This is a genomic window from Pseudomonas sp. B21-053 (assembly GCF_026016365.1).
Classification (GTDB): Bacteria; Pseudomonadota; Gammaproteobacteria; order Pseudomonadales; family Pseudomonadaceae; genus Aquipseudomonas; species Aquipseudomonas nunensis.
Genome location: NZ_CP087205.1, coordinates 4087568 through 4111943 on the forward strand (window position 1 = coordinate 4087568; position 24376 = coordinate 4111943).

A 24376-nucleotide genomic window follows, 5' to 3' on the forward strand; every position below is an offset into this window, starting at 1 on the left:
GTCCTTTTTGATTAGGCAGACAGTGCTTTGGGGATCAGTGCATCGGCGTAAAAACGCTGGGCGACATCGGGATGCGAACGCAGGCGGCCCTTGAGGTAGTTCCAGCCCACGTCACGAAACAACGGATTGTCCGGATCACTCGCCGGGCCCCGCGCTTCGCGCAACAACGCGGTGGGCAAGGGATACAGCGGCACCACCGCATCGAGTTGCGCGCCGAGGAAAAACGCAATCGACAAGCGCTCGCTGCCCTTGGGCGGCGACACCACGCGGTGCACCGTGGCGCGCAGATAACCGTTGGTGGCCAGCTCCAGCAATTCGCCAATGTTCACCACCAGGGTGTTGTCCCGAGGCAGCGCATCGATCCAGCGGCCCTCTTCGATTTCGACTTGCAAACCTGCCTGCTGGTCTTGCAGCAGGAAGCTCAGGAAACCCGAATCCTTGTGTGCGCCGACGCCTTGATGGCTGCCGCCAGGCCCCTGCCCCGGATAACGCATCAGCTTGATGTGCTCGTTGGGCTTGTCGCCGTACAAGCGGTCGAACGCGTCGTGTGGCAACGCCAGCGCCTGGGCGAAAGCCTGTAGCAGGCGCAGGGACATGCGGGTCATCGCTTGCTGCCAATCCAGCAGCAACGGCTTGAGCGACGGCAGTGTGGCCGGCCATTGATTGGGGCCTTGCAGGCGCTCCCAGAACGGGCTGTTTTCATCTTGCGGCAATACGTCTCGCTCGGCGCCCAGATCGAACTGTTCGCGCAAGTCAGGCTTGCCACGAGTGATCTCCGAAGCGGCGCGGTTGTAGCCGCGAAAGTGTGGTGAGTTGATCATGCCGACCGCGGTTTTTTCGCTGTCAGGCAAGGCAAAGAATTGGCGAGCGTGACCCTGCACCTGGCTCAGCAAATGGCTGTCGATGCCATGCCCGGTCAGGTAGAAAAAACCCACGTCCCGGGCGGCGTGGCGCAGGTCGTCGAGAAAGCCCTGGCGTTGTGCCGGGGTGCCGTCGAGCAATGACAGGTCGAGGGTCGGCAAGGTGGTGATGTCCAGTGGATGCGGCATGATTCACTCCCATGTGAAACGCTGTTTTGTGTGGCGATGCATCCAAGCTAAACGATCTTAAAAACTCGTAATAAATATCTTTTTAGCATTAGCTTAGGTTCGCTTCATCCAGGCTTTTGCCGGTTCAGAAGCACAAAAACGCCCCTGTCCGAGACAGGAGCGTTATTGAGGATCAGCCCGGATTTATTGGGCGGAAGTGCTTCGACTCAGCGCCAATGACTCACTGGAAAACACCTGCGCATCGGTGAATTTTTCGACGTCCACACGGTGCGGAAAGATCTTCTTCTCGACGAATAAATCGTCAACCTGCTGCAAGGCCTGGACATCCCGTGGCTCGACCGGCACCAGCGCCTCGTCGCCCCAACTGCGCAGCCGCTGCGAGACTTCCAGCGGCACATCGTTGGCCTTGGCGAACACCCGCGCGTACTCGTCGGGGTTTTGCCGGGCCCATTCGAAGGCCTTGGCGAAACGCTGCAAGACGTCGCTGAGGGCCTGGCGTTTGAGCGGGTCGGTGAGTACTTCATCCGAGGCCGTGATAAACGTCAGTCCGGTGTTGATGCCTTCGCCGCTGATCAACACCCGGGCGCCCTGCTGCTCGGCAAACGCCTGGTAGATACCAAACGTGGCCCAGGCTTCGATCTTGCCGGCGTTGAACGCGGACAAGGCGTCGGTGGGCAGGACGAAACCGACGTTGACGTCCTTTTCATCGACCCCGGCGTTGGCCAGTGCGCGAATCAACAGGTACTGGGAAATGCTGCCCCGGGCCGAAGACACCACCACGTTGCGACCTTTCAGATCGGCGACGCTGTGAATCGGCGAATCCTGCGGCACCAGAATCCCGATGCCTCGTGATTGACTGCGACGTACCGCGACGATGCGCAGCGGCGTGCCACCGGTGGCGGCCGCGAGCACCGGCGTATCACCGGCCGGGGCCAGATCGACAGCACCGGCGCGCAAGGCTTCGAACAACGGCGCGGCGCCCTGGAAGTTGGCCCACTCGACCTTGTACGGAATGCCCTCCAGCGCATTGGCCGCTTCGACCACCGTGCGCAGGCCCTTGGCTTGATCGCCGAGGATCAGTTTGACGCTGGACAAGTCCGCCTGGGGTTTTGACTCGACGGCATCACCGCAGCCACCCAGCAACAGCGCGGCACCTGACAGCAACAGCATCGCCAATTTCCATAGAGGTCGATCAAGCATGGGCAAACCGCCGAAGCACCGGTTGACGTTCAGCCACCGCAGCGCTTTCCACTTCCACACCCAACAAGCTCAGCAAGCGTGCGCGGATGGCCTGGAAACCGTCCTGCCCGGTGTCGCGAGCGCGGGGCAAGTCGATGGTCAACTGCTCGGCAATCTTGCCGTTGGCCAACACGATGACCCGGTCGGCGAGCAGGATCGCTTCGTCCACATCGTGGGTCACCAGCAGCACCGCCGGCGTGTGTTTGCGCCACAGTTCGATGATCAACCGATGCATCTTGATCCGGGTCAGGGCATCGAGGGCGGCGAACGGTTCGTCGAGCAGCAACAGCTTGGGCTCGCGCACCAGGCCACGGGCCAGCGCCACTCGCTGCGCTTCTCCGCCGGAAAGGGTTGCCGGGTAGGCTTCCAGGCGATGGGCCAGCCCGACTTCGGTCAAGGCTTGCACTGCGCGCTCCTTGGCATTCGGGATGTGCAGGCCGAGGACCACGTTTTTCCAGGCGCGCTTCCAGGGCATCAAACGTGGCTCCTGGAACACCGCCGCCCGGGCTTTCGGCACGCGCAACTGGCCGCTGTCGATGCTGTCGAGCCCGGCCAGGCTGCGCAATAACGTGGTCTTGCCGGAACCGCTGGCCCCGAGCAACGCGACGAACTCGCCCGGTGCGATGTCCAGGTCCAGGCCATCGATGACCCGTTGCTGACCGAACTGGCGTACTACATTGCGCAGTTGCACGGGCGCTGTTGATGGTGCGTCCAGAATATCGACGTTCGACATGTCAGTTCCTCACAAAAGATGGGCGCCAGGCCAGGGCGAAACGCTCCAGCGTGCGGATCAGTCCGTCGATCAACAAACCGAGGACGCTGTAAATCAATAGGCAGATAACGATCACGTCGGTGCGCATGAAGTCCCGGGCATCGCTGGCCAGGAAACCGATGCCGGCGGTGGTGTTGATCTGCTCGACGAACACCAGGGCCAGCCAGGAAATCCCCAACGAATACCGCAAGCCGACAAAGAACGAAGGCAAGGAGCCCGGCAGGATCACGTGCCAGATCAACTCGCGACGATTCAGGCCGAGGGTGTTGGCGGCCTCGATCAATTTGGGGTCGATGTTGCGAATGCCGGAGAACAGATTGAGGTACACCGGGAAGGTGGTGCCGGTGACGATCAGCGCGATTTTGGTGAACTCGCCGATGCCGAACCAGAGGATGAACAGCGGCACGAGCGCCAGTGAAGGAATGGTGCGCAGCATTTGCATCGGCGAATCGAGGATCACCTCGCCGCGCTTCGACAGGCCGGTGATCAGCGCCGCGACCACGCCAACGCTGACCCCGATGCTCAAGCCCAACAGCGCACGCTGCAGGGATACCAGCAAATGCTTGCCCAGCTCACCGGAGACGATCATCGCCCACAGCGTGCCGCCAATCTGTGACGGCGCGGCGATGACCCGTTGCGGGATCAGGCCGAACTGCGAGGCCAACTCCCATAACAGCAGCAGCGCAATCGGGCTGAGCAAGCGCAGGAAGACTTCAGGGGTCCGCCAATTGCTCAGCCAGTTGGGGATCAGCCGCGACGCACGTGGGCTATCAATCGCCTTGTTGACGGAAAATGAGCTGCTGGCGCTCGGTGTATCGAAGGTCTTTTCGGTCATCAGGCTTCCTTCCTCATCAAAATCATGGCTTCGGATTCATGCTATTCGCATAAAAAACGCCAGTGAAATTCTTTTTAGGAATAACCTAATATGATTAAAAATCAGATAGAACACTATCCAGATAAATTATTTGCATAATTAAAGCGTTCAGCCCGCGCCCTTCGCGGCGTGCATCTCTGACTCCGATTAAAATGCGGATTGCTGATATCTGTAATTTCTTATGATTCATTAAATTAATAATTAACTTAGAACAAAACGGCATTTCACAGCCCGCCCTCGCAGCGCCTACTTTCGACACCACGGACCGACCCCTTGCCCGGTGGAGGTGAATCACGCCTATCTCTATCTAAAGACAAGGAACTCAGCATGAGCATCGAATTTATCGGCTACATCGGCGGCCACCATTCTTCGGAGATCCATCCGCGCAGCGGTCCGGTGTTGCAACCCGACTATGTGGAAACCGTCGCCCGCGCCCATGACGAGGCCGGGTTCGACCGTGCGCTGGTGGCGTTCCACTCCAACAGCCCGGACAGCACGCTGATTGCCTCCCACGCTGCCAGCGTGACGAAAAACCTCAAGTTCCTGATCGCGCATCGCCCGGGCTTCGCCGCGCCGACCCTGGCCGCGAGACAGTTCAATACCCTCGATGTGTTCAATGGCGGCCGCACCGCCGTGCACATCATTACCGGTGGCGATGATCGCGAACTGCGGGCCGATGGCAGCTACATCGGCAAGGACGAGCGCTACGCCCGCACCGATGAATACCTCGATGTGTTGCGCCAGGAATGGACCAGCGAGAAGCCCTTCGACTATCAGGGCAAGTACTACCAGGTCGAAGGCGCGCACTCGGCGGTGAAGTCGCCGCAGCAGCCACACATTCCGCTGTATTTCGGCGGTTCGTCGGCAGCGGCCATCGCGGTGGCGGGCAAGCATGCGGACGTGTACGCACTGTGGGGTGAAACCTACGAACAGGTGCGTGAAGTGGTGAACCAGGTGCGTGCCGAAGCGGCGAAGCATGGGCGCAGTATTCGCTTCAGCCTGTCGCTGCGCCCGATCCTGGCGGACACCGAAGCGCAGGCCTGGGAGCGTGCCGAAAGCATTCTGGAACAGGCTACGGCTTTGGCGGAAAAGAATGGCTTCGTGCGCCGCGAACCGCCGAACGAAGGCTCCCGGCGGTTGTTGGCGGCTGCGGCGCAAGGCTCGCGGCTGGATAAGCGGCTGTGGACCGGGATTGCCGGGTTGCTTGGGGCGCAAGGTAATTCGACCTCGCTGGTGGGTACGCCGGAACAGGTTGCCGAAGCGCTGCTCGATTACTACGACCTGGGTATCACCACGTTCCTGATTCGCGGCTTCGATCCGCTTAATGACGCTATCGACTATGGCAAGCGTCTGATCCCGCTGGTTCGTCAGTTGGTGGCTGAGCGGGAGCGGCAGGCGGCGGAGAAAGTCGCGTAAGCGGTTTGATTCGTTGTTGGATGTGAGGACCCCTTCGCGAGCAAGCCCGCTCCCACAGGGGATCTCTGGTGCATGCAAATTTTTTGTACCACCACAAACCACTGTGGGAGCGGGCTTGCTCGCGAAGGCGGCCTGACAGGCGGCATTGATTTTGACTTAGCTGGCCTCATCGCGAGCAAGCTCGCTCCCACATTTGCCCTGCGTAAAGCCCCCATCGCAGACAAAGCCACTCCCCTGTGGGAGCGAGCTTGCTCGCGATAGCGATTTCACAGTCAACATTGCTGGTGACTGACAAGACACTTTCGCGAGCCGGTCGCAGCATCTCAAAGGCTGATTCACAGCCTCTATCCTGCTACTGTCTTTGCACTTCGCATCAACGACAGTGCTCACACCATGACCAACCCGACGCCTGATCCTCAAGCCGTTTGTGCCCCGATCACCAAAAGCGCGATTTTCATCGTCGCCACCGTGGCACCCGGCAGCGATGCCGCGGAAAAAGTTCGCGGCTGGTGCGGCGATATCGCCGCCCTCACCCGCTCCGTCGGCAAACGCGTGCCGACCGGTTACCTGTCCTGCGTTTGCGGCTTTGGTTCCAGCGCCTGGGACACACTCTTCGGCACCCCGCGCCCGAATGCGCTGCACCCCTTTCGTGAATTCGGAGACGACGGACGCCGCGCGGTGGCAACGCCGGGGGACATCCTGCTGCACATTCGTGCGGACCAGATGGACCTGTGTTTCGAACTGGCGACGCAGTTGCTCTCGGCGCTGGGCGACGCGGTGTCGGTGGTCGATGAGGTCCAGGGTTTCCGCTATTTCGATATGCGCAGCATCATCGGTTTTGTCGACGGTACGGAAAACCCGGATGATCGGCACATGGCCAAATTCACCCTCATTGGTGACGAAGACCCGGCGTTTGCCGGCGGCAGCTACGTGCTGGTGCAGAAGTATTTGCACAAGATGGACGCGTGGAACGCGCTGTCCGTCGAGGCGCAGGAACGCGTGATCGGGCGGACCAAACTGTCGGATATCGAACTCGATGATGCGGCCAAGCCAAGCAATTCCCACAGCGCCTTGACCACCATCACCCAGGACGGCCAGGAAGTGAAAATCCTGCGTGACAACATGCCGTTCGGCCGGCCTGGCGCGGGCGAATTCGGCACGTATTTCATCGGCTATGCGCGCTCGCCCGAGCCGATTGAGCTGATGCTGGAGAACATGTTTGTCGGCCGGCCTGCGGGCAACTATGACCGCTTGCTGGATTTCAGCACGGCGGTCACGGGTGGGTTGTTCTTTGTGCCTTCGGCGGATTTGCTGGAAGAGCTGGCGGATCGCGAGCCATAAATAATCCCCCTGTGGGAGCGGGCTTGCTCGCGAAGGCGGTGGGTCAGTCGAAATCAATAGTGCCTGACACACCGCCTTCGCGAGCAAGCCCGCTCCCACAGGGGGTGTGGTGTTGAATTCAATCTTTATAAGCGGTATCAGTCCGTTCCAGTTGCCGAATAAGCGCATTCCAGTGCCGCGCCACGCCCGGCCCAGTTCCACTCTTGAATGCCTCCGCCTGCTGCTCGACCTTGGCCACCACTTCGGCCGGCGGGAACACCAGTTCGGCATTGCCCCCGGCCTGGGCCGCGATCTGGATATTGCAGGCACGCTCCAGGCTCTGCAGTTGCTGGAACGCGTGCTCGACGCTGACACCCGCCGTCAGCAAACCGTGATTACGCAGGATCAACACGCTTTTATCCCCCAGGTCCGCCACCAGCCGCTCACGCTCGTCGAGGTCCAGGGCGATGCCTTCGTAACCGTGATAGGCCACTCGCCCGGAAAAAGCGATGGAATGCTGGGAGATCGGCAACAGCCCGTCGCGCTGAGCCGAAACCGCGATGCCGTCGCGGGTGTGGGTGTGCAGGACGGCTTGCAGGTCGGGACGCGCGCCGTGGATGGCGCTGTGAATCACGTAGCCGGCGTAGTTGATGCCGAGGCCGGTCGGGTCGTCGACGATGGTGCCGTCGAGGTCGACCTTGACCAGGTTGGAGGCGCTGATTTCATCGAACAGCAGCCCGAAGGCGTTGATCAGGAAATGCTCTTCAGGCCCCGGCACCCGTGCGGAAAAGTGCGTGTAGATGTGGTCGGTCCACTTGAACAACGCCGCCAGCCGATAGGCCGCGGCCAGTTTGACCCGTACTTCCCATTCTTCAGGGGTGACGCGCTGGCGAACATTTTTCGAGACACTGGACAACGGGCTGACGCTGCTCATGGCAAAACTTCCTGGATGGCCTTAAGAATTGCAGCCAGCCTATGGGAAGCAAAAAAATAATAAAAAGCACATTTTAATCTAAGCTAATTATCATTTTTTTTTATGTCTTAAGCCCTCCGTCATGCGGCGCTCTTGATCTTCTGCAGCGAGCCGGCGACCAGTTTGCCAAAGGCATCCACCGGCCCTTGCAGGTTGCCGAGGAAGTGCGGGTAGATCAGCCACAGGTCCATCACCGGTTTGAAATCCTTGAGCGGCACCACCGCCAACTGATCGAAATGCGCACTGCGTTCCAGCAGCGGACGCGGCACCAGGCCAAGGCCCAGTCCATCGGCGACCAGGCCCAACTGTAATTCAGTACCGAAGGTTTCCAGATTGACCCGCAGCGCCAGGCCTTGATCCGACAAGGTCCGCTGCAAACCGGCACGGAAACCACAACCGTCGGGATTGAGAATCCATCCACTCTGGTAAACGTCGGCCAGTTTGCATGGACGCTTGGGCACCTCGGACTTGGCGCAGACCACCACCAGTTCCATCTTGCCGATGGACTCGCCGACGATGTTGTCCGGGAAAATCTTGCCCGCCGGGAACAGCGCTGCCGCCGCGTCGAGTTCACCGCGTTCGATCTTGCCGACCAATTGACTGCCCCAGCCCGTCGCAACCTGGGCGCGCAATTCCGGGTATTCGACACGCAGATGCTTGAGGGCATCGAGCAGCACCACGTCGCCGATGGTCTGCGGCACGCCCAGGCGCAGCAGCCCGGTGGGCGGTGCGTCCGTCGCCACGAGTTCACGCAATGCGTCCATCTCCCGAAGGATCAAACGGCACTGTTCATACACCCGGGTTCCGATCAAAGTAGGCTTGAGCGGTTTGGTGTTGCGGTCGAACAATTCCACGCCCAACGCTTGCTCGAAGTTCTGCACCCGCCGGGTAATCGCGGGTTGAGTCAGTTGCAACGACTCGGCGGCATGGCTGATGGACTGGCAACGGATCACTTCGACGAAGGCATCGATATCATCAATTTTCATTTGGGCCGCACATAGAGAACAGTCAATAAGATGTCTGAAAAGCATAGTTCCATTGCTGGCATCTGGATAGCCCGCAGCGTACGTGTGCCTCTATCGATAACGTCTAACGCTATTCAGATGGGTTCTAAATTCCTTTCAGCTATAACCTAATCATATAAAAATTGCATATTAAGACCAATCATTATGCTTAGATAACCACAACAACCTTCGAAACCAACGATGGAATCGCCATGACCCAGGCCCGACACCCGGAGAGACTCAGAGCATTCATAGGCGCCCTGGCGGAATTGATCGACAGCAACCCGCGCGAGGGTGACCTGTTGCATCGCGGCGGCAAACTGCTCGGCCAACTGGTCAGCCATGACGACTGGCTGCCGGAAGATTTTGCCCGCCCCGACCCGGAGCGCTATCAGCAATACCTGCTGCACGCCGATTCGCGGCAGCGTTTCAGTGTGGTCAGTTTTGTCTGGGGGCCGGGACAACGCACGCCGATCCACGATCATCGGGTCTGGGGCCTGATCGGCATGTTGCGCGGCGCGGAGTATTCCCAGGGTTTCGCCCGCCACACCGACGGCACGCTGGTGCCCGAGGGCAACCGGATTCAGCTGCAACCCGGTCAGGTCGAAGCCGTGTCGCCGAAGATTGGCGACATCCATCAAGTCAGCAACGCGTTTGAAGATCAGGTCTCGATCAGCATCCATGTCTACGGCGCCAACATCGGTGCCGTGCGCCGCGCGGTGTATCAGCCCGACGGCAGCGAGAAACTGTTTATCTCCGGTTATTCCAACGCCTTTCTCCCCAACATCTGGGATCTGTCCAAAGAGAGCCAAGCCCTATGAGCAACGTACTGACCCGCACCTTCGCCGACATTCGCAAGGCTCTGCTGAAGAAGGAAGAACTGGCCCTCGTGGATGTGCGTGAAGAGGCGCCTTTCGCCGAGGCGCACCCGTTGTTCGCGGCCAATATTCCCTTGTCGAAACTTGAGCTGGAGGTGTACTCGCGGATTCCACGGCTCGACACCGCCGTGACGGTCTACGACAACGGCGAAGGGTTGGCGCAGATCGCCGCACAGCGCCTGCAAGGTTTGGGCTATGTGAATGTCGCGCTGCTGGAAGGTGGCCTGGACGGTTGGCGCCGCGCCGGTGGCGAGTTGTTTATCGACGTCAACGTGCCGAGCAAAGCCTTTGGTGAACTGGTAGAGAGCCATCGCCATACGCCGTCCCTGGCGGCGGAAGAGGTTCAGGCGCTGCTCGACAGCGAAGCCGACGTGGTGGTGCTGGATGCCCGGCGCTTCGATGAATACCAGACCATGAGCATTCCCACCGGCATCAGCGTCCCCGGCGCGGAACTGGTGTTGCGTGCCCGCGAACTGGCGCCGGACCCGACGACGCGGATCATCGTCAACTGCGCCGGGCGTACCCGCAGCATTATCGGCACTCAATCGCTGATCAACTCAGGCATTCCGAACCCGGTGTCGGCGTTGCGCAACGGCACCATCGGCTGGACCCTCGCCGGTCAACAACTGCAACACGGCCAGTCGCGCCGGTTTGCGCCGACCAGCGAAGAACACCGCCACATTGCCGCCCAGGACGCCCGTCGCGTCGCCGACAAGGCTTTGGTTGGCCGCGCCAGCCTGGCTGATCTTCAGCGCTGGCAGCAGGAATCGACCCGCAGCACTTATCTGTTCGATGTGCGTACGCCGGAAGAATTCGAAGCGGGTCACCTGCCCGCTGCGCGCTCGACACCCGGCGGCCAACTGGTGCAGGAAACCGATCACTTCGCCAGTGTGCGCGGCGCACGTCTGGTGCTGGTGGATGACGACGGCGTGCGCGCCAACATGTCGGCCTCCTGGCTGTCGCAGCTGGGTTGGGAGGTGCATGTGCTGGACGATGCGCAGCCTGCGCATTTCAGCGAAAAAGGTGCCTGGCAGGCGCCGGTCCCCGCACCCCGGCAAGCCGAGGAAATCAGCCCCGAAACCCTGGCCGAATGGCTGACCCATGGCGACAGCGTGGTGCTGGATTTCACCAGCAGCGCCAACTATGTCAAACGCCATATCCCCGGCGCGTGGTGGGCATTGCGCGGGCAATTGCGTGAAGCGCTGGCCAATGTGCCCAAGGCGGAACGCTACGTCCTGACCTGTGGCAGCAGCCAATTGGCGCGGCTGGCCGTGGCTGACGTCGAGGCCCTGACCGGCAAACCGGTGTTCCTGCTCAAGGGCGGTACGGCCAGCTGGATTGCCGCGCAACTGCCGCTGGAGGAAGGCGAAACGCACCTGGCCTCGCCGCGCATCGACCGCTATCGCCGCCCGTACGAAGGCACCGACAGCCCACGCGAAGCGATGCAAGCTTATCTGGATTGGGAATATGGCCTGGTGGCGCAACTGGCCCGCGACGCCACCCATGGCTTTTTTGTGATCTAACAACAACCCGTTGTAGCAGCTGCCGAGCAGCGCGAGGCTGCGTTCGACGGCGAAGCCGTCGTGAAATCAGACTATGCGGTGTGTCAGACAAGCCGCGTGAGCAGGGTTTGCGACGGCTTCGCCGCCGGACGCAGCCTCGCGCTGCTCGACAGCTGCTACAAAAACACGTCACACACACAAACATCCGACCCCTCTCCAGGCGGAGGCTGAACCCACAACCGAGAGGAGTTTCACCATGCCTTCTGCCTTGCACCGCACTGATTTACAGCCACAACCAACCTTGCAGGCCACCCGCCTGGAACCGACCATCGGCGCCGAAATCTCCGGGATCGACTTGAGCCAGCCACTGACCCCTGCCCTGCGCGATGAACTGCGCCAGTTGCTGCTAGAACACAAAGTGATTTTCTTCCGCGACCAGGTGATCAGCACCGAACAGCAAATCGCCTTCGCTCGGGAATTCGGTGAGCTGTACGTGCACCCGACCACTCAGCAAAACGACCCGACGCAACCGCAAGCGCACCTGATTCAAGCCCAGGATGAACGCAAGCTTTACGGCCCGAAGATCAGCGGCCGTTGGCACACCGATACCAGTTGGCTGCTGCGCCCGACCCTCGGCGCGATATTGCGTGCCGTGGATTTGCCACCGGTGGGCGGCGATACCTTGTGGGCCGACACTGGCGCGGTGTATCGCGCCTTGCCGGATGACCTGCGCGCAGAAATCGACGACGTGTATGTGGTCCACGACTTCAAAAAGGCCCTGGACAAGGTCGGCTATGACTACCCAATCCTCGCGCATCCGTTGGTGCGCACCCACCCGGAAACTGGCGAGGACGGTTTGTTCATCAACTTCTCGCAGAACCCTTCGGTGATCGGCTGGACGCCGGAAAAGAGCAAGCAACTGATCGATCGGCTGCTGCTGGAATTCAACAAGCCCGAGCATCAGGTGCGCTTCAAATGGCGTGAAAACTCCGTGGCGTTCTGGGACAACCGCTCGACGCTGCACTACCCGGTCTACAACTACGGCGATTATCCGCGCCGCATGGAACGGGTGCTCATCGCTTATGACGACATTCCCCATCGGGTAAAACGCGCCAACGCGGCCTGACCCAAACCCCAAGAAAAGACCCGGCAACCCAATGCCGATCAACTAGCCACCACACCTCCCGTAGCAGCTGCCGAGCCTGCGAGGCTGCGTTCGGCTGCGCAGCAGTCGTGAAATCAGGCGACGCGGTGTTTCAGGCAGACCGCGTGCTCAGGTTTGGCGACTGCTTCGCAGCCGAACGCAGCCTCGTTCCTCGGCAGCTGCTACGGGAGCCTGTCTGGCGGGCGATTTTTAGCTGATCGGTATTTTTGCCTGTGCGTGCAATCTTTCAGGAATTCGCGTCATGACCTCATCCAGCTCCCGAGTGAAATACGATTATTACGCCGCCGCAGCCTTGAGCCTGCTGACGGCAAGCCTCCAGGTGCATGCCGAAACCAGTGAGCCGGACAAAACCCTGAGCACCGTTGTGGTGACCGGCAACCGCGGCAATCAACCGCGCACCATCACCGACAGCCCTTCGCCGATCGATGTGATCAGCGCCGAGCAATTGCAAACCAGCGGCAAGGTTGGCCTCAAGGAACTGCTCGCGCGCCTGCTGCCCTCCTTCAACCTGCCGGCGATCAATGGCGGCGGGACGTCCTGGTCGGTGCGCGGCGTGACCATGCGCGGGCTGTCCGGGGATCAGGTGCTGGTGCTGGTCAACGGCAAACGCCGGCACAACACCGCGCTGATCAACAACCTGGCGCGCATTGGCACGGCGGCGGTGCCGGTCAACCTCGACCTGATTCCGGTCTCGGCCATCGATCATATCGAGGTGCTGCGCGACGGCGCCTCCGCGCAATATGGCTCGGATGCCATCGCCGGGGTGATCAACATTATCCTCAAGGAAAACGACAGCGGCGGCAGTGCCGAAACCTCGTTCGGACGCTACGGCAGTGGCGATGGCGACACCGTGCACCAGACGGCCAACTATGGTTTGGCGCTGCCGAATGACGGCTTCGCCAATCTGGCGCTGGACAGCAAGGAACAGGAACCTTTCGACCGCACCGGCAGTGCCACCGGCAATCTTTATTCATCACCCGGTTTCCCCGACAGCCGCGACCAGACCGTCAATCGCCACGGCTGGAACCCGAGTTACGGGCTGGGCCGGGAGAAGGTCACCAACGCCAGCTATAACCTCGAATTGCCCATTCAGGATGATCTGAAGTTCTACTCATTCTCCACCGCCAGCTACATGGAAACCACCAAGGTCACCGGCAACTATCGCCCCAACGACATCACGTCCCTGGCCGGCGATCCAAACACGCCCTACCCCGACGGCGTGCACGCGCAACGGCGCAACCGCACCATCGACTTCCAGGTGGCGGGCGGCTTCAAGGGCGAGGTCGGCGGCTGGAACTATGACGCCAGTTCGACCTGGGGCGAGGACGACTCGACACTCAATGCCAACAACACCCTCAACCCGTCCCTGGGGCCGACCAGCCCGACCTCGTTCAACCTGGCCTCGCAGATTTTCGATCAGTGGACCAACAACCTCGACTTCAGTCGCGGCTTGGACATCGGCCTGAAAAATCCGCTGCAAACCTCATTCGGTTTCGAATACCGCTGGGAGAAATACCAGATTGAGCCCGGTGACTTCGCGTCCTACACCCCCGGTGATTATGTGATCCCCAGCGGACCGTTTGCCGGCCGTACGCCGCTGCCGGGCCTGGCCTCCTACAACGGCACGAGCACCGCCGACGCCGGGGAAATCAGTCGCAGCAACGTCGCCAGTTATGTCGATCTGGGGTTGGACGTGACGGATAAATGGTACGTCGGCACGGCGGCGCGTTATGAGCATTACACCCAGGACATCGGCAGCACCTGGAGCGGCAAATTCTCGACCCGCTACAAAATCACCGACGCCTTCGCCCTGCGCGGCACGGTCAATAACGGCTTCCGCGCACCGTCCCTGGCGCAAACCATTTATGCCTCATCGACCTTCACTTCCGGCGGCGTGGTCAATGGCGAGCAGGTTTCGGTGCCGGTCAAGGTGTTGCCGGTCGACACTCCGGAGGCTCAAGCCCTGGGCGCGGAAAAGCTCAAGCCGGAAAAATCCCTGAACTACAGCCTCGGTTTCACCTACGACCCCACGGCCAACTACCGGTTGACCACCGACCTCTATCAGATCGGCATTCGCGACCGCATCGTGTCCACCAGCCTGTTGGGCGGTCCGGCGGTTTCGCAGATTCTGGTCGCCAACGGCTTGTCGCCGGGACTGTTCGCCCAGTACTACACCAACGCGGTCGACACCCGGACACGCGGCATCGACATCATCAACGAGTACCGCCAGCAACTGGATGAGTACGGCCAGGTGCGCTGGAGCGCCGCCTACAACTGGAACCAGACCAAGATCGAAAAACTCCAGGACAACCCGGCCAAACTCACCAGCCTGGGCTCGAATTACCAGTTGTTCGACCGCCGTTTGCAGAAGGATCTGACTGTCGCCACACCACAATCGAAACTGATCCTGGCCGCCAACTGGAAGGTGACCGACTACAACCTCAACTTGGCGCTGACCCGCTTTGGCAGCTACACCGAGGGCGACAACAACCCGGTGAACGACCGAAAATTCAGCGCCAAATGGATCACCGACCTGGACGCGGCCTACAACCTGACCAAGCACCTGACGGTAGCGTTGGGCGCGAATAACCTGTTCAACGTGTACCCGGACAAAAACGGCATCAAGGACTGGGCCGGCGGCTACAAATACGGACAGTTTTCGCCGTTTGGATTTGGCGGCGCGTATTACTACACGCGGTTGGCCTACAACTTCTGACAGTTGAACAAAATCCTGTGGGAGCGAGCCTGCTCGCGAAAGCGATTTCACATTCAACATTGATGGTGGCTGACACACCGCCTTCGCGAGCAGGCTCGCTCCCACAAGGGATTTGCTGTGCATGCAAATATTGAACTCGGCGAAGATCTCCTGTGGGAGCGAGGCTTGCCCGCGAAAGCGGTTTCCCATTCAACATTGATGTCGGCTGACACTCCGCCTTCGCGAGCAAGCTCGCTCCCACAGGGGATTTGTGTTTCGGCCTCAACTAAATGCATTTATTTCATATTTAACATCACAATAATCAGCTTACTTAATAATTAGCATATAACCAGAAAGACTTTCCCAAGCGCTTTTTATAGAGATAACGTCAACTCCAGACCGACCCCTTCTCCAGGCGGAGGCAATACGAAGCACAACAACTCGCCTGGAGCATCTCATGTCAATCAAACCACTGTTGTTGAGCCTCTTCTGCACTCTGGGCTTCACCGCCGCCAGTCACGCCGCCGACCTGCAACCGCTGCTGGTGGCCAATCAAAAATCCTCGATCAAAGTGCTGCTGGAAGTCTCCGGCGAATTGAAGGATGTGCCCTACGAAATCCAGTTTTCCGAGTTCCCCGCCGCCGCACCGTTAGGCGAGGCGTTGAATGCCGGCGCGGTGGACATTGGTGCCCTCGGTGATGCGCCTTACGTGTTCGCCCTCGGCGCCGGCGCACCGCTGAAAGTCGTCAGCATCATCCACGCCGAAGGTCGCTACACCACCGCGATCCTCGCGCTCAAGGATTCACCGCTGAACAACGCCAGCGACCTCAAGGGCAAGCGAATCGTCACCACCCGCGGTTCCATCGGCCACTTCCTCGCGATCAAGGCCTTGCGCAGCGTTGGCCTGAGCACCCACGACGTGCAGTTCATCTACCTGCTGCCGAGCGAGTCGCGAATCCTGCTGGACAACGGCAGCGCCGATGCCTGGTCGACCTGGGACCCGTACACCACGATTGCCACCACCCAGAGCCAGGCCAAGGTTCTGGCCAGCGGCGACTCGCTGCTGACCAACCATTTGTACCTCGCCGCCACCAGCCAGGCGATCGCCGGCAAGCGCCAGCAACTCGACGATTTCGTCGCGCGGGTCGATCGCGCCTACCGCTGGACCAACAACCATCCCGAGGAATACGCCGCCGCCCAGGCCAAGGTCACCGGCCTGCCGCTGGCCGTGCACGTCGCCGTGGCCAAGGGCACGCACATGCAGCCAGTCGCCATCGACGACACAGTGATCAAAGGCCTGCAAACCACTGCGGACATCTATCAGGAAGAAGGAATTCTGACCAAACACATCGACGTCTCCCAAGGCTTCGACAAGAGCTTCAACGCCCAGCGTGCCCCCACCACCCAGGCATCGCGCTAATTCAGGAGTAGAACCATGAGCAAACAACGTCAATTGAAACTCGGCGCGATGGTGCATGGCGTCGGCCACGGCTGGGGCGAATGGCGCCACCCGCAGGCGCAGCCAAACGCCAGCGTGAATTTCGATTTCTACAAGCAGCAGACGCAACTGGCCGAAGGCGCGAAGTTCGACTTCGTGTTCATCGCCGACAGCCTGCACATCCACGAAAAATCCAGCCCGCACTACCTCAATCGCTTCGAGCCACTGACCATCCTCTCGGCGCTGGCGGCCACCACAAAACATATCGGCCTGGTGGCGACCGTCACCGTCAGCTACACCGAACCGTTCCAGGTCGCGCGGCAGTTCGCCTCGCTAGACCACATCAGCGGCGGTCGCGCCGGCTGGAACGTGGTGACCTCATGGCTCAGCGGCACCGCCGATAACTTTGGCAAGACCGAGCATCCGCCGCATGCCGTGCGCTACCGCATCGCCAAGGAACACGTGAATGTGGTCAAGGGTTTGTGGGATTCCTGGGAAGACGACGCCTTCGCCTACAACAAGCAAAGCGGCGAGTTTTTTACCCCCGGCAAACTGCACGCGCTGGAGCACAAGGGTGAATTTTTCTCTGTGAAAGGTCCGCTCAACATTGCGCGTTCTCAGCAAGGTCAACCGGTGATTTTCCAGGCCGGCACCTCGGAGGACGGACGCAATTTCGCCGCCGAGAACTCCGATGCGATTTTCGTCAGCCCCGAGTCCTTCGACGAAGCCCGCGCCTACTACAAGGACCTGAAACAACGCGCCAGCAGCTTCGGTCGGGATGCACAGAAACTGTCGATCCTGCCGGGCATCCGCCCGATCGTTGGCCGCGATGAAGCGGAAGTCGAAAGCCGTTACCAGCAAGCGGTGGAACTGGTGGGCATCGAGGATGCGATCGTCGCGCTCGGCCGGCCGTTCAATGACCATGATTTCAGCCAGTATCCATTGGACGCACCGTTCCCCGAACTGGGTGATCTGGGTTCCAACAGCCAGAAAGGCGGGTCTGACCGGATCAAACAATTGGCCAAGGACGAAGGCCTGACCTTGCGCCAAGTCGCCCTGCGCTTCTCACGACCACGTCGAGACTTCGTCGGCACGCCCGAGCAGGTCGCCGATGCCTTGCAGACCTGGTTCGAAGAAGGCGCCGCCGACGGTTTCATCATCAACTCGCTGCTGCCGGATGGCCTGCAATATTTCACCGAACTGGTGGTGCCGGTGCTGCAACAGCGCGGTCTGTTCCGCGACGAGTACAGCGGCTCGACCTTGCGTGACAACCTGGGCCTGGAAGTGCCCGCCAACCGTCACGCCACCCTTCAAGTTCACGAAAAAAGCGAGGCAGTGGCATGAGCGAATCCCTCAATCAACTGCTCGCGAACCTGCATGCCGAACGCGTGGCGACCTGGGAGCCGGCGGCCCTGCAAGTCAATATCGATCAGCGTCAACGGCTGGTGGATGAAGCCAGGGTCGACGATTTCGTCAAGGTCGGCGATACGCTGGAGCCGTTCACCCTGCTGAAGGTCGAAGGTGGCAGCCTGAGTCGCGACGAATTGCTCGTCAACGGCCCAGCGGTGCTGATTTTCTTCCGCTTCGCCGGCTGCCCGGCGTGCAACATCGCCCTGCCCTATTACCAGCGCCGGCTCTATCCGCAACTGCATGCACTGGGGGTGCCGCTGGTGGCGGTCAGCCCGCAAGTGCCGGAGCGCCTGATCGAAATCAAGACCCGCCACACCCTCGACCTGCAAGTAGCCAGCGACCCGGACAATCAGCTCGGCCGGCGCCTGGGCATTCTTTACAGCTTCGATGAAGCCTCGCGCAACGCCGCGCTGGCCAAGGGCAAGGGCATCGGCGAAACCACCGGCACCGGCACTTGGGAATTGCCGCAGCCGACCGTGGTGGTGATCGCCCGGGACGGCAGCGTGGCTTTCGCTGAGGTCAGCCCGGACTGGCTAGTGCGCACCGAAGCCGATCCGGTGCTGCACGCCGTTGAACAACTGCTGGGGCAAACCGCCTTGCAACTCGCTATCTGACCAGAGCCTGACCATGACGAAAAACATCTCACAGGGGCAGTTCAATCGTCGCGGCTTCCTGACGGCCAGTTCGATTGCCGTCGGCGCGCTGGGGTTGTCCTCGCTCGGCTTGAGCCCGCGTGCATTCGCGCAAAACACCCAGCTCTCGGACGTGACCCTGGGCGTCGCCACCTATCGCGGGCAGGAATCGTATTTCACCGAAGACGCCGGCACCGCCAACCGCCCTTACAAGGTCGATTACGCGGAATTTGCCGGTGGCAACCTGATCGTCGAAGCGCTGGCCTCGGGCAGCCTGGACATCGGTTCCATGAGCGAAATCCCGCCGATTTTCTCGATCCAGAGCCATCGCCAACCGAAGCTGATCGCGGTGATTCAGGGCGACGTGAACAACCAGGTGTTCCTGATTCCCAAGGATTCAAAACTCGAATCCGTCGGCCAGTTGCGTGGCAAACGCGTCGGGTACGTGCGTTCCACTACCTCGCACTATTTCCTGATCAAGGCCCTGAAGGAACAGGGCTTGACCATGAAGGACATCACCGCAGTTGCACTCACGCCGCAGGACGGTTTCAGTGCGTTCCAGAGCGGTCAGCTCGATGCGTGGGTGATTTATGGGGTGTTTATCCAGCTGGCGAAATTCCGCAGCGGTGCCCGGGTGTTGAAGACTGCGCAGGGTTATTTGTCCGGCAACTATCTGATGGCCGCCCGCCCCGCTGCCCTCGAAGACCCGCTGCGCAAACAGGCGATTCAGGACTATGTGCAACGCACCGCACGCACACTGGAATGGATCAACAACAACCCCGAGCCGTGGGCGAGCAAATCCGCGCAGTTGTTGGGCGTGGACAAAGCAGTGTTCCTCGACATGTACAACAGCCGCAGCCAGCCGTGGAAAGTCCTCGAAGTGGATGACCAGGCAATTGCCTCGCAGCAGGAAGTCGCGGATCTGTTCTTTGATGCCGGGGTGTTGAGTGAACGACTGGATGTCGGGCCGTTGTGGGATCGGCAGTTCAAGTTGTTGCCGATATGAACTCCATGGCCAAACACCAACCCCTGTGGCGAGGGAGCTTGCTCCCGCTCGGCTGCGAAGCAGTCGTAAATCCAGACAACTCGGTTCGACGGAGAAATGCAGGGGGCCGCTTCGCGACCCAGCGGGAGCAAGCTCCCTCGCCACAGTTGATTGCGTTGATACAACTATCGGCTCTCACCTTTTGATCGAGTGATTCCATCATGAGTCTTTCTTCTCAACACGCCCCGCCGCTGCGCTCTATCGAAGCGGCCAATTTCGAAGCGCTGCTGGAAACCCTCGGCGCACAACTCGGCGCCACGGCCCACGTCTATGACGAAAGCGGCGCCTTCCCCCATGACAATTTCAAGCTGCTGCACGAGCACGGTCTGGTCGCGCTGACCGTGCCCAAAGCCCTCGGCGGTGGCGGCGCGAGTCTGGTTCAGGCACGCAAGGCAATCAGCGCAATCGCCAAGGGTGAACCCTCGACAGCGTTGATCCTGGTGATGCAGTACTTGCAGCACACGCGCCTTCAGGACAGCAAAACCTGGCCCGAAACCCTGCGCCTGCAAGTGGCCCAAGACGCCGTCGAGCACGGCGCGCTGATCAATGCCCTGCGGGTCGAGCCCGACCTCGGCACCCCGGCTCGCGGTGGTTTGCCGGCAACGGTTGCCCGGCGCACGTCCGCCGGTTGGCGCATCAGCGGGCGCAAGATCTATTCCACCGGCAGCCATGGCCTGACGTGGTTCAGCGTCTGGGCCCGCAGCACCGATGAAGACCCGTTGGTCGGCGCCTGGCTGGTGCACAAGGACACGCCGGGGATCAGCATCATCGACGATTGGGATCACTTGGGCATGCGCGCCACGTGCAGCCATGAAGTGGTGTTCGACAATGTGCTGGTGCCGCTGGACCACGCCGTCAGCGTCAGCCCCTGGAGTGCGCCGCAACCGGAACTCGATGGCGATGGCTTCCTGTGGATGTCGGTGTTGCTGTCATCGGTTTATGACGGCGTTGCCCAAGCTGCCCGCGACTGGTTGGTCGGTTGGCTGGAACAACGCAAGCCGTCCAACCTCGGCGCGGCACTCTCGACCCTGCCGCGTTTTCAGGAAACCGTCGGCCACATCGACACGCTGCTGTTCGCCAATCGCAGCCTGCTGGATGCCGCCGCCGAGGGCCGCACACCCACGAGTAACGCCGCGCAGCTGAAATTCCTGGTGACCGGCAACGCCATCCGCGCCGTCGAGCTGGCCATTGAAGCGTCCGGCAACCCCGGTTTGTCGCGGCACAATCCGCTGCAACGGCATTACCGCGATGTGCTGTGCAGTCGCGTCCACACCCCGCAAAACGACGCCGTGCTGCAAGGCGTCGGCAAAGCCGTATTCGCCCAGCGCCAGCCAAAGGACAGCCAATGAGCCAGCTCGTGATCGCCAGCCAACTGGACACAGATTTCAACGAGGTCATCCGCCAACGCCTCGCCCTCACGCACCCGGGCGCCGAAGTATTGGACGTGCCGGCCGGCGTGCCCAGCGATTTGCCAGCCGAGGTCAGCATTCTGCTGGCGCGGCCGATCAACGTGCGTGGTTACCTGGCGCCGGATACACCGCCACCGGGTTGGCCCTATGGTTTGAAGTGGATTCAGGTGGTGTCGTCCGGCATCGACTTCTACCCGAAATGGCTGTTCAACGGCCCGCCAGTCACCACTTCGCGCGGCAGCGCCGCCGAGAACATCGCCGAGTTCGCCCTGGCCGCGATCTTCGCTGCCGCCAAGCATCTGCCGGACATCTGGGTGCATGACTCACAGTGGAATTTCACCGCGCTGACGCCGCTCAAGGGCACCACGTTGGGGATTCTCGGTTTCGGCGCGATTGGCCGCAGCCTCGCGACCAAAGCCCACGCATTGGGCATTAATGTGGTCGCGTTGCGGCAGAGTGAAACGCCATTCGATGTGGAAGGCGTCGAGACCGCGCGGGATATCCATGACCTGTTTGCCCGTGCCGATCACCTGGTGCTGGCCGCGCCGTTGACCGGTGCGACGCGGCATATCGTCAACAGTGCGGTGCTGGCCAGCGCCAAGCCTGGGCTGCACCTGATCAACATTGCCCGGGGTGGTTTGCTCGATCACGGGGCGTTGCTTGAAGCGCTGGACAGCGGCGCGATTGGCCTGGCTTCGCTGGACGTCACCGAGCCGGAACCGTTGCCCGATGGACATCCGCTCTACTCTCACCCGAGGGTTCGCCTGTCGCCGCACACTTCGGCGATTTCCAGCAACAGTCGGCACGAGATTGCGGACAGTTTCCTGGCCAATCTTGAGCGCTTCCTCAATGGCTTGGCGCCGGAGAATCTGGCGAACGTACAGCGCGGGTATTAACCCCCAACACCCGTCAGTCAAGCGCAATCCAATGTGGGAGCGAGCCTGCTCGCGAAGAAGGCGTACCGGTCGACGTTAATGTTGCCTGATACACCGCTTTCGCGAGCAGGCTCGCTCCCACATTGGGTTGCGCTTTCCGCCAGAAATAAACATCAGATTTACGCATTTCAACTCAACACTTAATGCCTATTTTTTATAATTAACTTATAACTAATCGGACTTTTACAGCGCCGTATTATACAAATATTGTTACAACCATCACCGACCCCTGACCAGGTGGAGGCCCACGGAACTGCATGTTTTTCCGGCCGACACCACTCCACGGTCAACCGCCACACCCAAAACCTGAAAACGGCTAAAGCCCCCGCCGCCATGGCTTTCAAACCATGGCCCCGGCAACGCTTTGCCTAAAAAAAAACTGACATCGCCAACGCTGCACTTACACACCTGGGGCTCACCATGCACAACACCTTCACTGCAAATCGTCTGACGCTGGCCGTCTCGCTGGCCCTGTTCGGCTTGTCGGCCCACGCCGATGAAAACACCAAGGATGGTGCCCTCCCCGTTGTCACGGTCACCGCTGAACACCACAGCGAAGACCTGCAAAAAACGCCGCTGGCGATCTCGGCGTTCGATGAGAAAACCCTCGACGACAAGCAGATCAAAAGCATTCGCGACCTCTCTGGGCAGGTGCCGAACCTGACCCTCAGCCGCCAGTCGATCTCCTACAGCGCCCAGACCTACGGCATTCGCGGCATCGGCGAAACCGACCCGATCCAGGAGTCCGCCGTCGCGGTGTACGCCGATGACCTGTACATCCCACGGGCGATTTCCTCGATGCTCGACTTCAACGATGTCGAGCGCGTCGAAGTGCTGCGCGGCCCCCAAGGCACGCTCTACGGGCGCAACAGCAGCGCCGGTGCGATTCGCGTGATCACCCGCGATCCGACCCAGGAAACCCGTGGTTTCTTCGAGCTCGGCGCCGGCAATTACAACGCGCAGAACGGCCGCTTCCTGATCAGCGGACCGCTGGTGGACAACGCCTTGTTCGGCAGTTTTTCGGCGATTCGCCTGACCCGCGACGGCACCGTCTCCAACCCGACGCGCGGCAAGGATGTGAACAACGTCGACATCCAGTCCTATCGCGGCAAGTTGCGCTTCAATCCCATCGATTCGCCGTGGGATGTGCAACTGACCCTGGCCGGCACCTTCGACCGTGGCGACACCACCAGCTACACACCGTTTGATGCCAACGGCCACTTCGACAAATTCAAGACCTACAGCAGCCTCGACCCGAAGAACCGCCTCGATCAAGGCAGTTCGGTACTGCGCGCGATCTATACGATCAACGATAACTTGAGCTTCAAATCGGTGAGTGCCTATTCGGCGTTCAACCAGCCGGTGGACTACGACAACTCCGGTCAAGCCGCGCTGATCCAGAACAACCTGATCACCTACAAGCAGGACTACGCCACCCAGGAATTCCAGCTCAACGGCGACTACGACAAATTCAGCTTCAGCACCGGCCTGTACCTGTACCGCGAAAAATTCGAAGCCGACCGCGACAACCTCACTTATTCCGTGGCGCGCAACCGGGTGATCGGCCAGGGCCAATACAGCACGACCAACACTGAAAGCTACGCGCTGTATGGCCAGGGCAGCTACAAGATCACCCCGCAACTGTCGCTGATCGCCGGGCTGCGCTTTACCCGCGAGCACAAGAATTTCGATTACACCAACTACGCGATCAACACCAACCGGCAGATCACCGGGACCAACTTCACCGCTGATTCGAGCAAATCCTGGCAGTCCACCAGCCCGAAAATCGGCTTCGAATACGCCTGGACTCCGCACCTGAACCAGTACGCCTACGTCGCCAAAGGCTTCAAGGCCGGCGGCTACGACAACCGCGCACCAACCCGCGCCGCCGCCGAACAGGCGTTCTCGCCGGAAGACGTGACCACTTGGGAAACCGGCTTCAAGGGTGACTTCTTCGACCAGCGCCTGCGGGCCAACGTCGCGGTGTTCTACAACGACTACAAGGACCTGCAAACCAACGCCTACGACCCGGCGCTGGGCGTGAGCCTGCGGACCAACGTCGGCCAGGCCCACACCTACGGCGTCGAGCTGGAAACCCTGACCGCCCTGACCCGCGACCTGCAACTGACTGCCAACGTCGGCTACCTGCAAAGCCAGTACGACGACTTCGAAAACGCCAGCGGCCCCGGGGTCGATGCCAACGGCAAGCAGTTGGTGTTCTCGCCACGCTGGAACGCCAGCCTCGGCCTCAACTACACGATCCCGGCCGGCCTGCCCGGCACCTGGCTGGCGGGCACCGATGCGCAATTCCAGACCAAGTCCTACGCCAACGCGTTGAACGACGACGTGCAGGAAATCCCCAAGCAGACCTTCTGGAACGCCAACACCCGCTACATCTCCAGCGACGGTCACTGGACCACCACCCTGGCGGTGAAAAACCTGCTCGACCGCGCCTATCCGCAATCAGTCGGCTACGTGCCGTCCAGTGGCGCGCGCTACTACTCGATCAACGACCCGCGAACCTTGTTGTTGTCGGTGCGTTACGACCTCTGATCTCCGAAAACATTGACACATCTCTTGATGGTCGCGATCCCCGTAGGAGCTGCCGAAGGCTGCGATC

General features: G+C 60.6%; 19 protein-coding genes. 13 read left to right on the forward strand and 6 right to left on the reverse strand.

Translation table 11 applies throughout. The features are described 5' to 3' along the window. Positions 1-11: 11 nt before the first annotated feature. From LOY68_RS18160 to LOY68_RS18175, 4 genes are all read right to left on the reverse strand, one after another. On the reverse strand, positions 12-1049 hold the full coding sequence (locus LOY68_RS18160; protein ID WP_265038896.1) for an isopenicillin N synthase family dioxygenase: 1038 nt from the start codon (positions 1047-1049) through the stop codon (positions 12-14). Between the two features lie 183 nt (positions 1050-1232). Then, entirely contained in the window at positions 1233-2219 is a 987-nt protein-coding gene (locus LOY68_RS18165) for an ABC transporter substrate-binding protein (protein ID WP_265038898.1), read from the reverse strand. A gap of 22 nt (positions 2220-2241) precedes the next feature. Continuing rightward, positions 2242-3021 carry an ABC transporter ATP-binding protein gene (locus LOY68_RS18170; protein WP_054050721.1) on the reverse strand — a complete coding sequence of 260 codons (780 nt, stop codon included), beginning with the start codon at positions 3019-3021 and terminating at the stop codon, positions 2242-2244. A gap of 1 nt (position 3022) precedes the next feature. Beyond that, positions 3023-3895, reverse strand: coding sequence for an ABC transporter permease (locus LOY68_RS18175; protein WP_054614457.1), 873 nt, complete (start codon positions 3893-3895; stop codon positions 3023-3025). 366 nt (positions 3896-4261) lie between these two features. Here LOY68_RS18175 and LOY68_RS18180 point away from each other — a divergent pair, with 366 nt between their 5' ends. Together LOY68_RS18180 and LOY68_RS18185 are read left to right on the forward strand one after the other, a co-directional pair. Beyond that, complete coding sequence (locus tag LOY68_RS18180; RefSeq protein ID WP_163914519.1) at positions 4262-5350, forward strand: LLM class flavin-dependent oxidoreductase; 1089 nt, start codon at positions 4262-4264, stop codon at positions 5348-5350. A 393-nt stretch (positions 5351-5743) separates the two neighbouring features. Next, complete coding sequence (locus LOY68_RS18185; protein WP_265038900.1) at positions 5744-6691, forward strand: Dyp-type peroxidase; 948 nt, start codon at positions 5744-5746, stop codon at positions 6689-6691. Between the two features lie 118 nt (positions 6692-6809). On the opposite strand, the gene LOY68_RS18190 is transcribed toward LOY68_RS18185, so the two are convergent. Together LOY68_RS18190 and LOY68_RS18195 are read right to left on the reverse strand one after the other, a co-directional pair. Further along, positions 6810-7604, reverse strand: a complete 795-nt coding sequence (locus tag LOY68_RS18190) for a class II aldolase/adducin family protein (RefSeq protein ID WP_054614454.1) — start codon at positions 7602-7604, stop codon at positions 6810-6812. Between the two features lie 119 nt (positions 7605-7723). Beyond that, positions 7724-8629: a LysR family transcriptional regulator gene (locus LOY68_RS18195; RefSeq protein ID WP_054050712.1), complete on the reverse strand. Its 906-nt coding sequence runs from the start codon at positions 8627-8629 to the stop codon at positions 7724-7726. A 230-nt stretch (positions 8630-8859) separates the two neighbouring features. Between LOY68_RS18195 and LOY68_RS18200 the strand changes: the two genes are divergently transcribed. From LOY68_RS18200 to LOY68_RS18250, 11 genes are all read left to right on the forward strand, one after another. Beyond that, positions 8860-9468, forward strand: coding sequence for a cysteine dioxygenase (locus LOY68_RS18200; protein ID WP_054614452.1), 609 nt, complete (start codon positions 8860-8862; stop codon positions 9466-9468). Further along, on the forward strand, positions 9465-11048 hold the full coding sequence (locus LOY68_RS18205; protein ID WP_265038903.1) for a rhodanese-related sulfurtransferase: 1584 nt from the start codon (positions 9465-9467) through the stop codon (positions 11046-11048). The genes LOY68_RS18200 and LOY68_RS18205 overlap by 4 nt, the downstream gene beginning before the upstream one ends. 235 nt (positions 11049-11283) lie before the next feature. Further along, on the forward strand, positions 11284-12153 hold the full coding sequence (locus tag LOY68_RS18210) for a TauD/TfdA dioxygenase family protein (protein ID WP_265038904.1): 870 nt from the start codon (positions 11284-11286) through the stop codon (positions 12151-12153). Between the two features lie 280 nt (positions 12154-12433). Then, positions 12434-14908: a TonB-dependent receptor plug domain-containing protein gene (locus LOY68_RS18215; RefSeq protein ID WP_265038906.1), complete on the forward strand. Its 2475-nt coding sequence runs from the start codon at positions 12434-12436 to the stop codon at positions 14906-14908. Positions 14909-15344: 436 nt separating this feature from the next. Then, positions 15345-16307 (forward strand): ABC transporter substrate-binding protein, encoded by a 963-nt coding sequence (locus LOY68_RS18220; protein WP_265038908.1) that lies wholly within the window; start codon positions 15345-15347, stop codon positions 16305-16307. Positions 16308-16322: 15 nt separating this feature from the next. Then, positions 16323-17669 carry an LLM class flavin-dependent oxidoreductase gene (locus LOY68_RS18225; protein WP_265038910.1) on the forward strand — a complete coding sequence of 449 codons (1347 nt, stop codon included), beginning with the start codon at positions 16323-16325 and terminating at the stop codon, positions 17667-17669. Continuing rightward, positions 17666-18349, forward strand: a complete 684-nt coding sequence (locus LOY68_RS18230) for a peroxiredoxin-like family protein (RefSeq protein ID WP_265038912.1) — start codon at positions 17666-17668, stop codon at positions 18347-18349. The genes LOY68_RS18225 and LOY68_RS18230 overlap by 4 nt, the downstream gene beginning before the upstream one ends. Positions 18350-18362: 13 nt before the next feature. After that, a complete protein-coding gene (locus tag LOY68_RS18235; protein WP_265038913.1) occupies positions 18363-19373 on the forward strand; it encodes an ABC transporter substrate-binding protein in 1011 nt (336 codons plus the stop codon). A 200-nt stretch (positions 19374-19573) separates the two neighbouring features. After that, positions 19574-20761, forward strand: coding sequence for an acyl-CoA dehydrogenase family protein (locus tag LOY68_RS18240; RefSeq protein ID WP_265038914.1), 1188 nt, complete (start codon positions 19574-19576; stop codon positions 20759-20761). Further along, on the forward strand, positions 20758-21717 hold the full coding sequence (locus tag LOY68_RS18245) for a D-isomer specific 2-hydroxyacid dehydrogenase family protein (protein ID WP_265038916.1): 960 nt from the start codon (positions 20758-20760) through the stop codon (positions 21715-21717). Before LOY68_RS18240 ends, LOY68_RS18245 begins: the two co-directional genes overlap by 4 nt. A gap of 459 nt (positions 21718-22176) precedes the next feature. Beyond that, complete coding sequence (locus tag LOY68_RS18250) at positions 22177-24309, forward strand: TonB-dependent receptor (RefSeq protein ID WP_054050691.1); 2133 nt, start codon at positions 22177-22179, stop codon at positions 24307-24309. Positions 24310-24376 lie beyond the last annotated feature (67 nt).